The following is an 18582-nucleotide window of genomic DNA, read 5'->3' on the forward strand; positions in this document are numbered from 1 at the left end:
ACTGATTAGTTTAGTTGAGGATCAAATAACATGGCAGTACACAAGCAATTGCAGCGATTTTTACTTTGCAGCACATTGTAGTTTACGCAGCTTTTGCAAGCATCCCAGAAACGAGGATCACGCGCTACTTCGGCGTAGGTTACAGGTTCAAAGCCAAGACGGGTATTCATTTTCATGATGGCCAAACCCGATGTGATGCTGAATATTTTGGCGGTTGGGTATTTGCTGCGCGAAAGGTTAAAAATGCGGCTCTTGATTTCGGAGGCTACACCCCGGTTGCGGTGTTGCGGCGATACGATAAGGCCGCTGTTTGATACAAATTTTCCATCGTCCCAGGTTTCGATATAGGAGAAACCTACCCATTCGCCATTTTCAGTTACGGCCATTATAGCTTTACCCGTATCGATCTTTTCTATTACTGAGGCGGCCGATCTTTTGGAAATACCCGAGCCCCTTGCTATGGCCGAACTTTCCATTTCCCTGATAATTTCGTCGGCGAACACCACATCGGCCGGAATAGCCGGCCTTACAATAATTCGTTCATCTTCCATTTTATATGTTTATTTCAGCTATCAGCACGGATTTGTTGAATAACTGTACATACCCCAATGCCAAAAGAATGCCCGTTGTGGCACGCTTGTACCATTTATAGGTTTAGGCCGTGTAAATGAAGATTTTAATCTTTGGCGAGTAGTTAGGGCATAAAAAAAGCCTATCAAAATGAAAGGCTTCTATTTTCAAAACAAGATATTTTGATAATTATTCAACCGGCTGATGATGTTCAGGGCTGTTTTTGCAATGCTCCAGGTAACCATCGGCATTTACAGCCAATCCGCTTATCTCAGTTTTAGGGGATGCTTTTTTCTTTTTAGGGCCGGTAATTGAAACAATAATAACTGCTATTAAAGAGGTAACTTTAAGTATAATATAAAATGCTGCCATGACTTTTTAACTTAATGATAAAAACCGGCAACAAACTAAACCTATGCCAAAAGCTAATAAAAGCTCCTAAAATACACACACTGCACCAAAGCGGCCACGAGCAGCCACCGCCCTCCTATCATTTTGGGATATATAAATTATCAAAATGATAAAGTATTGAAAGCAGGCCGATATTATTAAAGAGGTGTGTAAATTAAATGACTGATCGGTTAAAAACTTTACAATCCCGTCTCAAGAGGGGTGAGCGGAGGCATGAGCGGTAACAGGGGGTGTGTTTCTGCGGTAGATTTATCAAAGCAGAAACACACCCCTCTCCCCTTTCAGGCGGGGAATCGCCCATTTCCTCACACTTTAATCCCTTAAGTTAATGGCCAGCGGGGGGTTAACAGGGTTAACAGAAATCGCAAAATATAACACATCTGCTTAATAATCAATAAATTAAATAAAAGATAGGGTTACCTCTCAAAGCTGTCTCCCGGCGAGAAAGTTTGCTTTAAGTCCGCACCAATCAAAACCAACTTAAAGTCAATAAGTTACTATAAAATATAGCAGCCCTACTCCCACTTTTTTATGCCCAGCTTTTGCATTTTTGAATGCAGGGTTGATGGCGGTAAACCTAATTTAGAAGCTGCCCCATCCTTACCGCTTATTTTGCCATTGCAACGTTTCAGTACATCTAAAATATGGTCGCGGGCGTGTTCATCAATGGTTTTTAATCTATCAGTCGGCATTTCGGCATAAACAGGGCTTTCTTTTTTTCCCTGCAGCTTGGGCAGGTAAGCGTCTTTTATTACCGGGCCATCCGTTAACAGGATACTACGTTCAATAAAATGTTCCAGCTCGCGCACGTTGCCCGGCCATTGGTATTCAAGCAGTTGGGCCATTACGTTTGCTGAGATCCCCGTTACCGCTTTACCGATCTTTTGCGCGTAACGTGCCAGAAAATGATTAGCCAATACCGGGATATCATCTTTACGTTCTCTTAAAGGTGGAATTATGATCGGGAACACAAACAGCCTGTAATATAAATCGAGCCGAAAGCGGCCTTCTTCAACTTCTTTTTCAAGGTTGCGGTTCGTAGCCGCAACTATGCGTACGTTGATCTTCACCGGGCCCCTGCCGCCAATGCGTTCAATCTCCTGCTCCTGTAAAACACGTAATAGCTTAACCTGCAATTCGGCCGGCATTTCACCTATCTCATCCAGGAAAATAGTACCGCCATCGGCCAGCTCAAACTTACCGGTACGCTTTTCAACAGCTCCGGTAAAAGCACCTTTTTCGTGTCCGAACAATTCGGACTCAATCAGGGTCGCCGGCATGGAGGCACAGTTTACCACTACCAAAGGCTTGTTTTTACGAGGCGACAGATAGTGGATACTCTTAGCTATCTGCTCCTTACCTGTACCGCTTTCGCCTAAAACTAATACCGATGTATCAAGCGGAGCTACTATGCCAATGTGGTCAAGTACGGTGAGCATTTGATGGCTTTTACCGATAATATCTTTAAAACCTGCAGCTTTGCTTTTCTCACTCAATTGATTTTGGCCTAATTTATCAACCCTCGTTAGTGACGGCTCAGGCACATCAAATGGGATGATCTCCTCCACCGTGCTCAGTAGTAATCTGTGCAGTCGATCTAACAAGATCAAATGATCATGGGTATAACAGTCGGTTTTGCGGCTGTAAAACGAAAAATGAATAACATCCCCTCCTGACGAAAGCAAAGGCAATCCTAAAAACGATTGCATATTAAAAAACTGTGCAATAAGCTTTTTAACGGGAAACTGCGGCCAAATCTTAACAAAATTAGCAGCATTATAAAAATCAGCCTTGGTTATCCGCGGACTGTCTTCCTGCATCTGGCTCAATTGTGCCTTGTTTGTTTTTGTGATGTTTACCAATTCATCCTTGCCAATAACCTGGTATTCATCAAACCCTGTGCGTAAAAATGAGAGGGCGTTATCAGGAAAACCCGTATCATTTTTCATAGTAACGGTCAAATAATCAAACGGTACATGCGGCTGGATGCTCATTGCTATTTTCAACAGCTTCTGTTTCCAGTTTATCGGTTCGGCAACAATATTTTTAAACACCTGCTCCAGGGCCTGCTCCTGGCGCAATTTTGATTCGATACTGTTTTGATGTCGGTAAAAAGCAACATCCAGGGTTATAAGTAGTTCCTTTTCGCGGAATGGCTTTACCAAAAAACCATAGGGCTGCGTAGCCTTTGCCCGTTCCAGGATACTTTCCTGAAAATTAGCCGACAGGTATACAAATGCTATATTTTTTGAAGTGAGCACTTTGGCAAGGTCGATACCGTTCAGGCTACCCTTTAAAAATATATCAAGTAATACCATTTCCGGTTTTTGCTCCTCAATGATCTCCAAGGCTTCGGGTACAGAATCGGCAATGCCACAAACTTTATAACCGGCACGGGTTAATATTAATTTCAGATCATACGCCACCAGCGACTCATCCTCAACTATTAATATCTTTTTGTTCATATTTTAATTAGCTGCAAAAGTTTTTCGTTCAATATTATTTAACATCTCCTCGGCCCTGAATTCCACGGTGATTATAGCGCCGCCGTAATTTTCTATTTTAAAATAACCGCCCAGTTGTTTACTTAATGCTTTCATCATTTCCATCCCTAATGAGCTTGCTTTTTGGATGTCAAAATCAACAGGCAAGCCTATTCCATTATCGGCTATGGTGAGTATAATGGTTTCCTCGGCCAGTTGTAAGGCCACTTTAATTTCGCCCCGCTGCGCAGGGAAGGCATATTTTATGGCGTTTGTAATGGCCTCGTTTAGTATCAGGCCTACGGGTACGGCCTGGGCAACGTCAAGCTTAACGGACTGTATCATTTGCTCAAAACGAATTCCCCTGCCGCCAGGATCATAACAATCGGCCAGGTAATTAATCAGCTCATTAATATAAACCGACATATCGATATAAGCCACATCCGAATTACTATACAGCTTTTGATGAATAAGCGCTATAGCCTGTACCCGGTTTTGACTTTCCCGGATTGCGGCAAGTGCCGCGTTGTTCTTCAAAAATGCCGATTGCGTATTAAGCAGGCTCATTACAATTTGCAGGTTGTTTTTTACCCGGTGATGCACTTCTTTTAACAGCCAGTCCTTTTCATCTAACAGGCCATCCTTTTCGTTAAGCAGGATTTGTAACGATAGGTTCTGATTATTAATTTCCGTTTGTTTTAACTGTAATTGCTGATTGCTCCTTTGCTTGTGCCGGTAACCGTTAAATGCCAAACCTGCTATAATGATAAGCATGGCCACACCGCCAAAAGTAATGTTACGCTGCATGTTTACCTTTTGCAGTTCGGCTTTTTGATTCTTACTTTGTTCCTGTAAAAACCTTATCGACTGCTTGTTTTCATTAGTCCTATATCTGATATCAAGCTCCTCTATCTGCTTGTTTTTGATGGCATTAAACAACGAGTCATCAAGGCGTTTATGGATCTCGAAATGTTTTATTGCAGCTACATAGTTGCCCGATGCAGAATCGACCCGAAACTGCATGCGATGGATCTTGGTGAGTGTGATAGGCCTGATGGTATTAGATGGCAGCGACAAGATCTGTTTTGTATAAATGCCTGCCTTTTTATACTGTTGAATAAGCAGGTAAAAGCCGGCCATGGTTTCGTTGTAATGAATAAAATCAGTAACCATTTGCTCGTTGGTGGTATAAAAGTCTTTACTAAAGTTAGTAACCTTATATACTTCCATCATTTTCAGATAGTATTGCTCGGCTTCCGGGTAATCTTTCAGGGCAACGTAGATATTGCCAAATGCCTCATACATATCAACCTTTTGCGCCAAGATCTTTGGTGGTACATCTTTTACCGCCTGTTTCAAGTATGCCAGTGCTTCTTTAGGCCTTTTAGCTGTTATGAAATCATAAATAATGAGGCTCAGGTACCCATAAAAATCCTCGTACTGTTTTCTATGCTTTAATATCTCGGCCGATTTAAGGATGTAAATAAGGCTTTGGTCGTACTTATCCAGGTCGGCATACACCAATGCAAGTTTGGCGTAATAAAAATCGGCCAAAGCCGTATCAGCCGTGGCGTTTATACTTTTTATTACCTCATGGCGATATAAAAGCTCGTTATGCAAATCAACCTTTTGTTTGCTTAGCTCGGCAAGGGAATGATAAGTATAGTGGAGCTTTTTATAGCCAATTGCTTTGTATTGGGCCAGTACCTGGCGCAGTTCGGTTTCGGCCAGATCAAGTTTCTTTTGGCTAAGATGGATGTCGGCTATGTTCTTGTTCATATCAGTCTCATCCAGTTTATGGCCCGTTTGCTGAAATAAGGCCCGGGCCTGCTCATAACTATTTATTTTATCAGGAATGGCAACTGTATTGTCTATCGATATATTATCGCCTAAGCGGGCCAGGGTTTTACCTTCCTGGTACTGATCACCTGTTTTATGGTAATAACCAACCACTTCCATAAAAACAGCTTTACCCTGCTTCAGGTTGTACTGCTTGAGATACGCTGCCCCTTTAAGCATCATAGCTTCGTTAAGCCACTTTGCCGAATGGATGGCAACACTCATTTGTATGGCTTTATTAAAAGCGTTGATGCCGCTATCCAGCACCTCTTTGTGGTCGCCTTGCTTGTTTAGATAATAGCTGCCTAATTGTATTTGTAGTTTAATTGTATTGGTGTCGGCTTTGTTTTTTTGGTTATCGAGGTTTAGTTTAATGGTAGCAATGTCCATCTTTTTTTGCCCGGATACGCTTGGGGCAAAAATTAAAACAATAAAACATGTCGCTATATATTTAAACATACACTTAGTATTTTATTGCCCCAGAGATAATTACCGACAAAACCATAACGAAATCATCTCCTGTGAAAGTCACGGAATAGTGATAGGCGATGATTTGCTAAATTTATTCAATTTTATGCAAACGGCATCAATAAGCAGAAAGCTAAATTTTCTTTATTGCTGAAATAACCAGGATCCGGACCGGCATAAAAATCCCGAACGCTGCTGAACCGGTCAATGTACAGATCATGGATTCCATTGTACAGATTATAGATCGACGGAAAATTTCGGATTTATATCCCGGAGGTTCCTACCAAACCCGGTTCTCTTTAGTATACTCTCTTTCAATACCTTCCAATATTAGTTCAGAGGTTATGCGGCTTTCCTTGCGGGCCAGCATTTGCAGGCAGGCAAATTGTACTACATTCAAGATCCCGGAACCACTGAGCTCATATTTACGCGAGATCTGCTCAAGGTTAATGTGCCCGTTGAGGTTGGCTTTAGGCGGAAATGATTTTTGCCAGATAGTATAGCGTTCATCGGCATTAGGCAGCGGGAAGTTAATAACCGACTGAAACCGGCGCATAAAGGCCTCATCAATGTTATTTTTAAAATTGGTTGCAAGTATCACCAGGCCATTGTGCTGCTCCACACGCTGCAGCAGGTACGATGCTTCCTGGTTAGCATATTTATCGTGCGCATCTTTAACGTTAGTCCGTTTGCCAAAAAGCGCATCGGCTTCGTCAAAAAACAGGATCCAGTTTTTATTATCGGCCTTTTCAAATAGCTTGGAGAGATTCTTTTCTGTTTCGCCTATAAACTTGGATACGATCATTGACAGATCGATCCTGAAAACAGGTTTGCCGGTGTATTTACCAAGCAGAGATGCAGTGAGCGTTTTGCCGGTTCCCGGCGGGCCGTGAAATAATGCCCGATAGCCTGGTTTCAGTTTCCGCTCCATACCCCAATCGGTCATTAATACCTGCTGGTAGTTCACCCAGTTTTCCAGCTCAGCAATTTGCCTGCGGGTGTTATCATTGAGTACAAGGTCATCCCAGTTATAGGTAGTTTCCAGGTGTTGTGCCGGAAAGTTCATACTTAGTTTGGGAATAGATTCGGTACCACTGATCAAAAGTTCAACATATTCGGGTTGTAACAATAACCTGCCGGATAAGGCAGGCTCACCTTCGGGCACATCCTCCAGGTATAAAATGTGCTGCTTCGTCAAATTACTATGATGATGAAAAAGATCAGCTATCTCCAGCCGCTTTTCCAGATCATCGCCAGCCAAAACAAAAACCGCTGTTTGACCGGTTGGCAAAAAGCTGCGTCCGTTACGGCTCCTAACTCCACCAATCTGCTGAAAATCACCCGATTCACACATGTAAGGCTGAATAATTTCATCAAAAAACTCAACCTGTAAATGAGGTACCAGGGCCATCATTAGTATAATAACCTCATTGCTGTTCAAGCCATGATCATCAATTAATTTTTCGAGCACACTACCATTTCGCTCTAACTGGGGCAGCAGCGGAGGCAAATAAGTTGCGTCGTTACCAAATACAGTTTGCAACCTGGCTTCAACACAACCGGCTGTATACTGCATCAGCGCTTTTAATTGCTTAATATTAGTATCCATTTTATTTACGCGGACCGTTTTGCTGTACAACATGGGTTAACTCGTGCGCCAGCAGGTTCATACCGGCGGTGCTTTCAGGGTCAAACTTGGCTGCGTTAAAATAAATATCGTTACCATGCGTAAACGCCTGTGCTTTTGAAAGGTTGCAAAGCTCAACAGCCTGCTGCCCGGTGTGGATTTTCACCTGTTCAAAATTGGCGTTCATCTGATGCTCCAATTGCGTACGTACTTTGGCAGGTAAGGGACTGCCTCCACCTTTACTTTCGTTCAGCAACCTGTCAAACTTTGCTTCCGGGGGTTCGGGCCTGCCTTCGGTTTTTTCTACACCGCCGCCTTTTTCTTCCTTTTTTTGTGCAGCAGCCTTATCGTCTTTTTCGTCGCCTTTTTCTTTTTTCTGAGGCTTGCCTTCGTCCTTTTTATCTTCTTCGCCTTTTTTTTGCGGCTCCTTGTCTTTCTTATCTTCTTCCTTCTTTTGTGGTTCTTTATCCTTCTTCTCTTCCTCTTTTTTCTGAACGCCTTCCTTATCCTTTTTATCCTCTTCTTTCTTTTGGGGCTCTTTATCTTTTTTATCCTCCTCTTTCTTCTGAGTTGGTTTCTCTTCTTCTTTCTTTTCGTCTTTTTTCTGCGGCTTGCCTTCCTCCTTCTCGTCCTTTTGTTCTTTTTTCTGAGTCGATTTCGCATCCTTTTCCTCATCCGCTCCCTTTTTCTGAACGCTCATTTGTCCCATTCGCTGCGATGAATTAGCAGTTGCCTGCTGTGACATGGTTACCTTATGTGCTACTGCATCGGCCTCCTGCTCGAGGGCGCTATCCTGGTTGCCATCAATTTTCCTGGCCTGGAAAAAAGCATCTCCATCCTGCTTGCTTTTTTCGCGGCTGCCATTAAAAAAGGGCTTATCTGCTTTATCAGCCTGTTTCTGACTAAGCGGCTGGCGTGTATTATGGATGTATTTCATAGGAGGTTTAGTTTAAATTGTTTAACAGATCCAATTGCTTTTTGGCATGGGCGGCCCATTCGCCGGCATCATGCAGCAGGTCTTCAAAAACCCGTTTCGCTTTATCTTTCTCGTTTAAATTAGCCAGAGCTATCCCCCGGTAAAGCTGTCCTTTCTTATTTTCGGGGTATTGTTCAAGTAATAGGTCAAGGTGTGCCAGCGCATCATCAAAACGGTTGAGGCCGAGGCAAAGCACCCCTGTATTTAATCTTATTTCTTCGTTTTCAGGGTCATATTCCAAGATCCGCTCATATTCTGCCGCCCCTTCATTTAACTGGCCGCTTTGCAAATAAGCAACGGCCAGGTGGTTACGTACCGCAATATCGCCAGGAAACAACATCAGATACCTGATCAGGTAGCCGGTAGCCAAGGCATAGTTTTTTATCATTAATTGGGACAGACCCGCAGTTTGCAATGCCCTGCTGTTTTGCGGGTTCTCTGATAAAACATAGTCGGCCATTTCAAAACCTTCATCATACCTCCCGGTTGAAAGATAGACCTGCGCCAGTCCCATCAATAAATTTAAACTTGTGGGGTTAAGTTCCACCGCTTTAAGCCAGCATGTTTCGGCGCTTTCCATATCTGCCGATAACATATACAGTTTTGCCAAGCCCTCCCAGGCTTCAAACTGATCGGCCTTAAGCGTAATGGTTTGCCTGAAAGCGTTTAGAGCCTTATCATACTGACCCAGCAAAACTTCGGTATTAGCCAAATTAAGCCATGCCGAAGCATTTTGGCTGTCAATTTCTAAAGCACGTTCAAACAGCAGCTTCGCTTCGGCAAATTTATTTTGCTGGTAAAACAACATTCCCCGGTTATTGAGCAGAGTAACATTGGGCTCATTTAAATCGGCAGCTTTGGCATAATACGCCTCGGCAGCTTCAAAATTGCCGTTAAGCTGCTGTATAGCACCAAGGTTTATCAGTTCGGTTAGTTGGCTTCGGTTGCTCATAACATTTCTTCTTTTACTTTATCTGCTATACCACCTGCTATATCAGAAATGCTGATTTCAGGATAGGTAACTTTAATATCATCGGTTTTCACATCAAACGGTTCGCCATCCTTATAGTGGATTGGCAGCGAAACTTTAACCTGCAGATCCGGGCCATAACTAAATGACGCAAGGTTTTTAGTCCACTCTTTTGAAATATCGGTAACCAAAAGATCAAGTTCGGCTTTAATAAATGCGTTTACATCAAACGTGAACTTAGGGTGTACCTCGATCTCGCCCAAAGCGTTAAACTCAAACCCGGTTGTGGGCGACCAGGCCAGGTCGGCAGCCGCGCTTGCCTCACCCTCCAACCCTAATCCGCCGACTATCTGAATACCACCGGTAACGCTGGCCGGGCCAATACTTAAACCAATACCAAGCGCGGCTTTTAACTTTAAACCGGCATGCGCCGGGATCACAAATTTTGCCCCACCGCTGATCCGGGTATTTTCGGGATGTGAAGGGTTAAATTCTATCTGTCCAAAAACGTCTTTGAGTTGGCCGGGGCCAACCGCGGCGTCAAAATCGAGGCCGCCATCAATAGTAGCTACGATACCTATGCTTTTAGGACCAAGCGGGATGGCGAATATGGGGATCTGGATGGTTGGTACTTTAAAAAGCTCTTTATTAATGCTCTTCTTCGGAAAAACATCAACCGCCGAAGGCAGGTCCAAACGGCCTACGACTTCAATTTCGCCGGCCGGGGTCACCCTTACACTTGCCGATGCCTGCAGCCAATCGGTAACTTTAAGCGTTAACTTACCCGATCCATAGGCGGTAAACTTGTCACCTGCCGGGCCAGATGGCGTGCCATCAGCGGCAATAGCACGGTTGGTGGCCCCTACCATCACCTCACCTGATACCCTGTCGGCAGCGTAAGATGCCTTGCCTTCAATAGTCAGCGCGCCATCGTCATATGATATTGACAGCTCTGTATTGATTTTCGGTATTTTGGGTACCGCTTTACCACTGGCTTTAACATGGTAAATTTCGTCCGGCCCGCGTGTAACTTCCACACTGCCGCTGCCGCTTTGAATGCCCGGCATATTCTCGTCAAGAACGAAGCTGCCACCAATAACTAAGGTTTCATTAGCGTAACTAACGTGGATCTCGGCACTTTTTACCCCTTTAATATCCGGTTCGGCAGTACCAGTAGCTGTAAACTCATTGTTTGCATAAGCTATATTAATATGGGCCGATTTGATCCCCTTTATCTTATTAGGGCCGATTCCTATCTCGCCTGTAGCAGATAAACCTCCGCCACTGCCGCCATCACCCGGCTTAACATAGTCAACCGTAATACGGGCAGGATTAAAAGTTTTGGAGTCGAAATCAAATGAACCACCCAGCGCGAAAGCCCCTGAAGTACCTGCTTTTGCATGAACTTCGCCTTTCCCGAGTTTTTTGATCTCAAAGTTCATGTTACCATCAACCGTCAAACCCGAATCGCCCAAAGTAATACCGAGCGAAGTATCTGTAATTTTAAATGGAGGGGGAAGCTTGATCTCGCCGCCATCAAAAACTTTCCGGATACTTAAGCCGCTGCTATTTATGATAATATCAATATCCGCATTGTCGATAAGTGGAATGGTTGTATGTACTTTTCCTTTTGCTTCAAGCTCGCCATCATCACTAAAGCCGGCTTCAGAGAGTTGAACCGGGCTTAAGGCCTTGACCTGAGGACGTAATTTATCTAAAATATCTTGTCTCGAAACGTATCCCCCGTACACCCCCGGAATAGGATTCAATGTAAAACTTTCAGTAATCTTGTCAGCAGTTTTACTGGTTTTAAACATGGTTACTGTTATGCTGCCGGCTCCACCCTGTTGCATAATATCTGTTTGGGGGTCATAGGTAACAGAATCGATATTGGCAGTATACTTTTTTGAGTTTTGAAGTTTAAAAGGCCCTTTTTTAGGCATTTTGATAGCTTTGCTCCGCCTCTCATTCAAAAACAGGTGTACAGTATTGGTATCTACAAGCTCTTTTAAAATCTTATCATCTTTGCCGGGCACTAAAAAGCGCATACCGTTGAGATGCTCTCCCTTCTGAATTTCAGAAAGCGAATATTTTTCCTGGTCGCCCACACTGTCCGGCGATCCGGCTTTATTTAACTTTGCAGTGGTGATACTGTAATTATCTACAATGCCCTGTACCGACAGACCCTTTACTTTTTCAGGGTCCTTGGCTTTTTCGGCTTTAATAGTTTCGTCTACAGCACTTTTTATATTGGCCTGAATAGTGCCGCCTGATGAGCCGTTAATTTTTTGGGAAAGAAGCCATAAGTTGCCGATATCGTTATCGGCCCCTCCAATTTGCAACTCTACTTTATGGTCAACTTCAAACTCATGCATTTGCCCGGCCCGCCGCCAGTTAGGCCTCACCGACCGGGTCCTTATCTCATCGGGGTTACCAAACAATATGCCCCCGGTAACATTGGTTTTTGATACCATGAAATAAGTATTATTTCCCGCAGGAGATGTCCCGCCATTGGGTAACTCAACCTTTTTCAGGTCATCAAACTTTTTCCCAAAGCCGGCATCTGTAGCTGCATCTTTTTCCCAGGTAGCCAAATGTTTCCCGCTTCTCGTCGTTTTTTTAAACGAGTAATCGGTTTTAGATGGCATCATATCATATTTAAAACCTGGAATATCTATTTTCTCAACCTTTATAGTTTTATTGGTTTGGTCAATTTTATCATCACCAGTGTGCGCCGTGGCTTTTCCACTTTCTGCAACGCCGGTTTCCGCCCGCTGAATAAGCCCTTTCTTTTTAACACCATTTCCACCCTGTTGTACCGTGTGAGTCACTTCATGGGCCAGCAAGTGCTGCCCGGCCTGGCTTTGCGGATCATATTTACCCGCCCCGAAATAAATATCATTGCCGTGGGTAAACGCCTGCGCCTGTAAATCGTTACTTAATCCGGCGGCTTCACTGTTGTTATGGATGCGTACCCCACTCAAATCCCTGCCCATTGCACCTTCCATTTCCTCGCGGGTATTGGCAGGCAATGGCTCGCCGCCGCCTTTGCTGCCTTCGATCTTTTGTTGCGTTTGTGGAGATACATCCGGAGCGGCCGACTGGCTGCTGCGTTTTAATGTATTCCCCTCGTTGGGATCGCCATCACTTTCAAAAACGGGACGACGCTGTAATTCTTTATCGGCTCCGTTCTGCTCTTTTTCCTGTTTATCTTCCTTCTTATCTTCTTTCTTTTGCACAGCGGAGGTAGCTGCATTAGCAGGACCCGTGGTAGTAGTAGAACCAGTTGCAGCGTTGGCTACGGTTTTAGGCTGATTAATCTGCTGAACAACTTTATCAGCCACCTGGTCGGCCTGCCGTTCAAAATGATCGCCAGGTTCATTCACCGTCATTTTACGCTGAACCTTATTCCCTTCAAAAAAGGGCGCTTCGTGCACCTGTTCAACATCATGAGCGGCAGAGAAAAAAGGATCTTTCCCTGCCCCCTGCTTGTTTGCGGGCTGGTTTTGTTTGGTGTTTGCAGGTGCTGCCTTTTGCGGTGTCTTCATTGCCATTCCACGTAAAAAGGTTCATTCATCCAGGGCAGTTTAACTACGCCAATGCCCCATGGCAATGATGAAAGCAGGATATCCAGGTCCATCCGCTCTACAATAAGGCGGGCAGGCTGTTCTGCTTCAATCAGTTTCCCGTTGCGAATTAAGAATGCCTCGCGCAAGCCGCCGGGCGATGTATTTTTTAATGCTTTCCAGTATTTTATCACGGTTCGGAGCATATTGTCGCCTTCATCAAGCATGCGTTGCGGTATTTCCACTTCACGTTCCAATGGCTCGTCAAGTGGCCACCGGCATAAAAATTTTTCAAAATAAAGGTCATATTCAAAGGCATTCACATTACCGGTACCTAAATAGTGCAGCAGGTGAACGGCCAGTTGCCTTGCAGGCAGATCAACAAAATCGTTATCCTGCAGCAAGCCGAAATCTTTAAAGAAATACTCCAAAAAGGGGTGCAAGATCACCAAACCGGCCTGATTTACATACGTTCCGGCAATTTCTTCTTCTTTTTTTGAGCTTGTTTCCGGAATATTATCGGGCGTGACTATGGGCTTATTACTTTGTAGTAGCGGTTTATTTTCTGTTGATTGGATAAACGCTTCTGCAACTTGGATAAGGTTCGTTGCTGACAATGAAGTCGTATTAGCTGACTCTCCCAATATTAAAGTGGCTAACTTTTTCAGGATTGTGCTATCAACAGGTAATTCATCAAGGCCTATGCGGAGGGATATCCTCAGCAAAAGTTTTTCGATGATATACTCCTTGTTACCAGTAAGTTCTGCCAATGACAAACCTGTACGGCCATCTGTTGACTGGCTGCTTATCAAAGCCTTAATTTCGACTATAGCAGCATCAAGTCTTTTTTGGAGTTTATGTACATCTATATCCAGCAGAACCGCTGCAAGCTTTTTAATAAATGCTATACCAAACTGGCTAAAGAACCTGCTTACTGTAAGCTGTGAGCCTTTAAAAAGATTGATAAGTTTTGATTGATAAGTTCGATCTTTTGTCAACAATTCTGACAGTTCACTCAACCAAACATTTTCCTGCTGCAACCATTCTGTTGCAGCCACTGCGTACCAAGGAAGCCTGCCCGTGTTAAGGAAATAAACAAATACATTAAAGGCCTGCTGCTCTTCAGTAAGCAATGAATAGCTTATCTCGTTATCTGGCTCATCACCTACGGGTAATGCGGCAGGATTTAAAACCGGCTCAAGCACCTTAGCAAGGCTTGCCTGCAATTGTTCAAATACATCCTCCAGTTTACCCGAGCCCAGGTCAAGATCAATCTTATCTATCAAAACATGGGCAGGCAGATCCATATCATCCAGCAATTGCTCCAGTTTTTTGAGCAGCACCTGTTCAAAGTACCGCACGGCCTCGTCCTGCACCTTTTGGGCAGTGCTTCGATGCGATACTTCTATATCAAGTACCAGCTTATGGATGATATGTGTGCTTCCTGCCATAGCTCAACATTATTTAACAGTGCCCGGATCTGTAGTACCCGGATCTTTTTTGATAATCTTCGAAGCTATTTTGGGTGTCACAGAAGTTACAGCCGGATCTGTCTTCGGTGTAGCCGCCGGTGTTACAGTTGTACTCGTTTTAATCACAGATGGGGCTACCGTTGGTGTTGGTGTTACCGATGGTGTTACCGCAGGTGTATCCCTAACTGTAATCACCGGCGGTACAGTAGTACCCGTTGGCGGCGTAGTAACCACAGGCGGAACTTTAGTAACTACCGGTGTAGTGGTTTCCGGCGGCAAGTGGGTAAGTACCGGAGTGGTGGTTATAGGAGGCAAAGCAACAGGCGGCGTAGGCGTAAACACGGCACGACACTTCTCAAACTTACCATTCACTGCTGTAAGTGTAATAACTGTATTACGGCCACGCGGAAACTGGCGCATATCAAACACTTTTACTGTGTTTACCTCATTACTGGTAGTTCCATCGTCAAATGTCCATGTAAACTTAAAGCTGCCCGGATTAGGTGTTTTATTTGTTAAAGTAACCGTGGCAGCACCTTTTTCATTATCCATAGACACTTTATAGTCAAAAGAGGCCTGCGGATGTTCATGTATCATGAGCGTACAAGCAGGAACCGGTTTGCCGTTCACCATAAAGTCGTTGATACTGACATCATAAGGACCTTTGGATGGGTCAAAAACCCATTGGCTACCCAATAATTTAACTGCATCTCCCGCTATTTTTGAGGTGATAATCCCTGTTGCGGGTTGTACGGCAGTGAAGTTTATATTACCCTGATCTGAACAGACTTCGCTGGCGGCTAACTGCAGGTCTACCGGCTCTTCGGGGATTTGTACAGTAAGCACAACCTGTTGGGTATCGGTACAATCATGATTATTGGCAGATAATGTGAAGGTTAGTTTACCATCAGGGAATTTGGCACGAAGATCGGCATACTGGAAGGTAATGTTATCATCCGGTGTGGTAAGGTTAGCATGTACCTGTCCGTCGGGCATTGTCCATGTGTAGGCAAATGTATCACCTGCTGCCTGATTGGTTGTAGCTGTTAGCTGAATAAATACGGCAAACTGGGTTGTATCACTTATGCTGGCCGCAGGTTTAACAGCCGGGTGTTTAAATACGGTAATAGTGCAATCGGTTGGCTGATCATTTACCGTAAATTTAATCTGCTGACCAAATGCACCGTCTTTAACTTTAGTTGTATCAAAATAGGTTATTGTGTCTTTAGTTACTACTGTAGTTTCAAAACCAGCCGAGGCTTTGATAACGCCATCAGCCGGGCTAACTTTAAACTGCAGCAACCCTTCGTCAGAACATGCTACGGCTTTCGGTAAACTAAGTCCTACCTGTGGCTTAGGCATGATAAATGCTACCGGCGGACAATCGGAACAGCACATATACGGCAGGCAAAAATCGGCAAATACTATATCTTCGGGCACATCGGGGTTAGCGGCCACAGCCCGTGATTTACCAAGATCGATAGCTAAGGCCCGAGTTTTACTGATAACATCAGCTTCAATTGTTGGTGTAAATTTACGCGGCGACTGTACCTGATAAAATTTCACAGCGGCGGTAATATCTTCAAAGTTGCTATTCTGAGCTATGAACGTCATCGCGTCGGCATCACTTGCAAAACCTTTTACAAACTGAGGGTTAGCCTGAAGAGCCTTTAACCTGTCATCGAGCGAAAGTGTATTTGGAGGTATTGTTGGGCTCGGGGTAGTCATGGTAGTTGCATACACCATTACAAAAGTTCCGCCCGCAGGTACACCGGCAAGGTGCTCCAAACCGGTATGGTTTGCGGCATAGGCCGAAAAGGTAAGCTGTTGCAGCAGCTTGGCTTTCCGGTCCTGAATTTCCTTTAAAATAACGGCAAGCGCCTGGCCTGCGCAGCAGTTTTCAGACAAGCGCCACAATTGCAGCTCGTAATCATCTTCATACCCCTTACGCACATAATCGGCTTTGGCAAAAATCTGGCGGCTTTTTACGCTTGCCGATTTTACCTCGTTGCACAGGTCATCTACCCGCGCCGAGAAGTTAGTAATAGTGTCATCGTCAATATCAACCAGCCTGTTGGGTAACCATTGGCTTATATTCCGGGTACCAGCAATCACACGCACCGGAATATCAACAGCGATAGCCTGCTCATAAGAGCCGGTTGCCGATGTGTCAATAGCTTTGCCGGCAGCATCTGCGTAATCAGAAATACTTACAGCCCCGCCCTGCCTGCGGATCTGATCCAAATAGGAGCCAACACTGTCCTTTGCTACATTGATATTATAATCAACAGCATTGATACCGCCATTAATCAGGATATTACTGATACTTTTATTGATTGCAAGGTCGCTGGTTACCTGCATCCGCGCTCCTGGTATTGCATCTGCCGTCTCAACAATTTTGGCCGCTGCCATCCTCACTTTGGTAGCACCGGCATCAGCTGTAACGGTATCAGTTGCCTGCGCCTCGTTGGCGAATGACAACTGCTGCTGAGCCGCCTGTGCTTTAAGTTCGTCTGCAAGTACGTAGCCGGTTTTAGTATCAAAACTCGAAAAAAACTTACTTACATCGCTGTAAAGGCAGTTTTGCTCGGCTTGGAAAGCCCTTAATGTAGCTTCCAGATCATTAAATTGGCAGGCATAATCATCTATATTGATATCGCTAAGGCTTACATCGCCCAAACGAATGGCAACCACATCAAATGGCAGGTTACTGTCCTGCCTGATCTTATCAACCGCGGCAATAGCCTCGGTATATTTTTTACCGATGTGCCCTTCAATCCTGAAAAAATTATTGGAGTCGATTGAATAGGCCAGCGGGTTTACCACCATATCATTTGCAGGCGAATAGGCCCCGGCATTATAACCCAGGATCAGTTTATCTGTGCCCTGCAGCCACCGGCTATAACTCCATTTTTGAGCCAGGTCAATCGGTTTGCCGTAATAAAAGGGAATAGCCCTTGCCTCTAAAGGTTTACTGTTATCTGTAGATGGCGTTATTTTCACCACCGGGCTCGGAGGCAGCGTAAACCCGCTGCTCATAATGTTCAGCCTGTCGAGCAGGTTAATGGCAATGTTCAGCCTATCTTTATTAGCACTGATAGCCGGCGACGCATAAAATTTATGGCGATACGGTGTTGGCTTGGCCGTTGGTGTAATATTTAAAGCACCCAGCATAATATGTTTGGGGAAAGCATAAATATTGGGGCAGCACTGGTAAATGATATCCGAAAGTATGGCCCTCAATTCATTATAGCCGGTTAACAGGTCCTTATAAAAATCATACAGGTACTGTGCCTGCATTGGAGCTGTAGCTTTGCTTAACGTAGTATTGATGTTGGCAACAATGCCTGTAATAGGATAAACAGATTGCGGATCGAGCGCGAATTTGAATGTATTGTAGAGCGTTTGAACAGCACTTGATAAACCACTGGCGCCATCATTTGCAATTTTTGAAAAGGCAGCGGTAAGCGCTGATGATGAAGCGGTTGTTTGCGTGTTAAAGAACACGCGTTTTGCAGCTAATACAGGAGCATCAAAATAGGCATTATAAGCGTTGAAATACTTTTTGTAAATATCATCATAAATAACCTCCGAACCGGTTTGCTCAATGATCTGGTTCATATCAGCCTGGGCAATGAGCAACACTTTGGGTTTGGCTACCTGCTTACGACCCTGGTTATCACAATCAATAGCGGTACAGGCATCGGGATCCTTAGAGTAATATTCCAGGTAAAGCAGGCCGTACATTTCAGTTAGCTCCTTACCGGCCTTTGATTTAAAATTGGTAAGGGCAAAACTATCAACCGGGAAAGCGCCTTTATCATCGGGCGTTACCAGCTCCCATAAAGCCATTTGCGCGGCATCGGTGCCCATGGGATAAAACGGCGGGTATTTGATCAGCGAATTATCATAGGCCCTGAAGTTTTTATAGGTTGTTTCGGGCATATAAAGCAAATCGCCGTCGGTAGTTACGCCGCAGCCCTTGCCTATGGTTATGCCGTTGGCATCGCCTTTGAAACTTAAGCCGCATACCAGGCCAACACCAATTAAACAGGTACGGGTAAGGCGCTGCTGATCTTCAAAAAACTCTACAATATCATTCAGCTGTTTGGCTGTAAGCACCTGGCTGTCAACAAAGGAGTTATACTCTAAAGTTATATCGGTGAGCTTTATGTTGGTTACTGGTGGCATGGCTTTTTC

Annotated in this window: 10 protein-coding genes; all 10 read right to left on the reverse strand. The window is 44.4% G+C overall.

All coding sequences use genetic code 11. From position 1 onward, the window contains the following. Positions 1-5 precede the first annotated feature (5 nt). Positions 6-551, reverse strand: coding sequence for a GNAT family N-acetyltransferase (locus tag J3L18_RS13870; protein ID WP_129570325.1), 546 nt, complete (start codon positions 549-551; stop codon positions 6-8). 208 nt (positions 552-759) lie between these two features. Next, positions 760-942: a hypothetical protein gene (locus J3L18_RS13875; protein WP_129570324.1), complete on the reverse strand. Its 183-nt coding sequence runs from the start codon at positions 940-942 to the stop codon at positions 760-762. Between the two features lie 554 nt (positions 943-1496). Further along, positions 1497-3446, reverse strand: a complete 1950-nt coding sequence (locus J3L18_RS13880; RefSeq protein WP_091171222.1) for a sigma 54-interacting transcriptional regulator — start codon at positions 3444-3446, stop codon at positions 1497-1499. A gap of 3 nt (positions 3447-3449) precedes the next feature. Then, entirely contained in the window at positions 3450-5762 is a 2313-nt protein-coding gene (locus J3L18_RS13885; protein ID WP_129570323.1) for a sensor histidine kinase, read from the reverse strand. Positions 5763-6051: 289 nt separating this feature from the next. Next, the gene (locus J3L18_RS13890) at positions 6052-7380 is read right to left on the reverse strand and encodes an ATP-binding protein (RefSeq protein WP_091171216.1); all 1329 of its coding nucleotides are present in this window, start codon (positions 7378-7380) and stop codon (positions 6052-6054) included. 1 nt (position 7381) lies between these two features. After that, entirely contained in the window at positions 7382-8335 is a 954-nt protein-coding gene (locus J3L18_RS13895) for an eCIS core domain-containing protein (protein WP_091171211.1), read from the reverse strand. 7 nt (positions 8336-8342) lie between these two features. Beyond that, complete coding sequence (locus J3L18_RS13900) at positions 8343-9326, reverse strand: tetratricopeptide repeat protein (RefSeq protein ID WP_091171206.1); 984 nt, start codon at positions 9324-9326, stop codon at positions 8343-8345. Continuing rightward, positions 9323-12892, reverse strand: a complete 3570-nt coding sequence (locus J3L18_RS13905; protein WP_189549311.1) for an eCIS core domain-containing protein — start codon at positions 12890-12892, stop codon at positions 9323-9325. The genes J3L18_RS13900 and J3L18_RS13905 overlap by 4 nt, the downstream gene beginning before the upstream one ends. Continuing rightward, positions 12889-14361, reverse strand: a complete 1473-nt coding sequence (locus J3L18_RS13910) for a contractile injection system tape measure protein (RefSeq protein WP_129570321.1) — start codon at positions 14359-14361, stop codon at positions 12889-12891. Before J3L18_RS13910 ends, J3L18_RS13905 begins: the two co-directional genes overlap by 4 nt. A 9-nt stretch (positions 14362-14370) precedes the next feature. Then, a complete protein-coding gene (locus J3L18_RS13915) occupies positions 14371-18573 on the reverse strand; it encodes a hypothetical protein (RefSeq protein ID WP_129570320.1) in 4203 nt (1400 codons plus the stop codon). Between the last annotated feature and the right edge of the window lie 9 nt (positions 18574-18582).

Origin of the sequence: Mucilaginibacter gossypii, assembly GCF_017569325.2 — a bacterium.
GTDB lineage: Bacteria > Bacteroidota > Bacteroidia > Sphingobacteriales > Sphingobacteriaceae > Mucilaginibacter > Mucilaginibacter gossypii.